The following is a 1,243-nucleotide window of genomic DNA, read 5'->3' as shown; positions in this document are numbered from 1 at the left end:
TTGTATGGCTCTCTCAGCACGGAAAGTCATGCGGAACAAGGTTTCCTTGGCTCCAATGTCTGCATCAGTAGACTCATTCCAGCTCCCTGTAATCAATCCTTGTTCCAGGTAACGCAATCCAAAGTTATTTTCACTCATATTGGGAATTCCTCCTCCTTCAACGCCGACGAAACTTAGTCCCTCTGTATCATACTGAAGCGTAAACTGGAAGGCCATGATATCGCGCATCTCCGCCAAGGTAAAGTCACTGTATACTCTTCGCCTTTTTGCAACAATTGATCCTGGTTTTGTAAGGATACAGATTCGTAGGTACTGCGTTCATCCACTCCCAACAGGCTATTTGCATAGCGGTGTAATTCACATTCCCACCTTAATCGCGATAAAGTCTGCATGCATCTCATCATAGTCCAATATTGATATTGAAGATCTCTGGAAAATAAGCAATGAATGGGTTCTTTACATCTGGGAAGCGATAATCCGCATCCACAAAGCGCCAAGATTTATTGCCATTTGGCATTTCTTCATCAATGTTAGGATCAATCTTCTCAAACGGATCAGATCCATCGTTGAAATATGACCGGAACGGTCGATATCTGCAGCGATCACTTTGTAAGGGGAATCCAGAGGTTGCAGATTCAAGATGTGCTTTGAAATTAACACCAAGTCAATGGTATAACACCATTAAGCAGGTCATCGTCTTTAACCGGTACAATCGTAAATCTTCCCCAAAAGGCACGTCTGGGAAAAGATATCCGCCATACCTCGGTAACATTTGAAAATGCTGTCCTCCAGTCACGTTAATACTAACATCTTGTACGTACTCTCTTACTTCCGTGGCTATTCCTCCTGCAACTGCGCATAAGAATGTTATTCGTTTGTGGGCAAAGTCTATTGTTGTCCTGTACATCAATATAAGTCAAACAGTAGCTGGAATTTCCTAAAGCATCAGTAACCCAGAGTTGCACCAACTGCGTGCCCACATCATCGCAATCAAAAGTGATAGTGGTTGAAGACGGAGGTGTTGTCTGTCCTTCTTCATTTCTGCGAATCGTGTACTTCAATAAATTGGACGGCGTGCAATTGTCTTGCGCCCCTGCGTCAAAGGCTGTAGCATCAAGGCGAGCCATGAAGCTGCCATTTTCTTCATAAATGGAAGCAGATAGTCCCACGATACATAATGGCTGCGGAGCCTCATCATCTCTGACCGTTACTTTTATTTCACAACTGGAAACATTACCACAGC

General features: G+C 43.7%; 2 protein-coding genes. Both read right to left on the bottom strand.

Annotated elements, in window-relative coordinates; all coding sequences use genetic code 11:
* The coding region (locus D5R40_RS36765; RefSeq protein ID WP_134239678.1) for a cohesin domain-containing protein at positions 1 to 228 on the bottom strand (228 nt) is incomplete at its 3' end.
* 575 nt (positions 229 to 803) lie between these two features.
* Positions 804 to 1,243, bottom strand: a 440-nt coding sequence (locus D5R40_RS38725) for a hypothetical protein (protein ID WP_205127857.1), incomplete at its 5' end; no start/stop codon positions are given.

Origin of the sequence: Okeania hirsuta (genome assembly GCF_003838195.1) — a bacterium.
In the GTDB taxonomy this organism is placed as follows: Bacteria; Cyanobacteriota; Cyanobacteriia; order Cyanobacteriales; family Microcoleaceae; genus Okeania; species Okeania hirsuta.
This window is presented reverse-complemented; position numbering and strand designations above follow the sequence as displayed.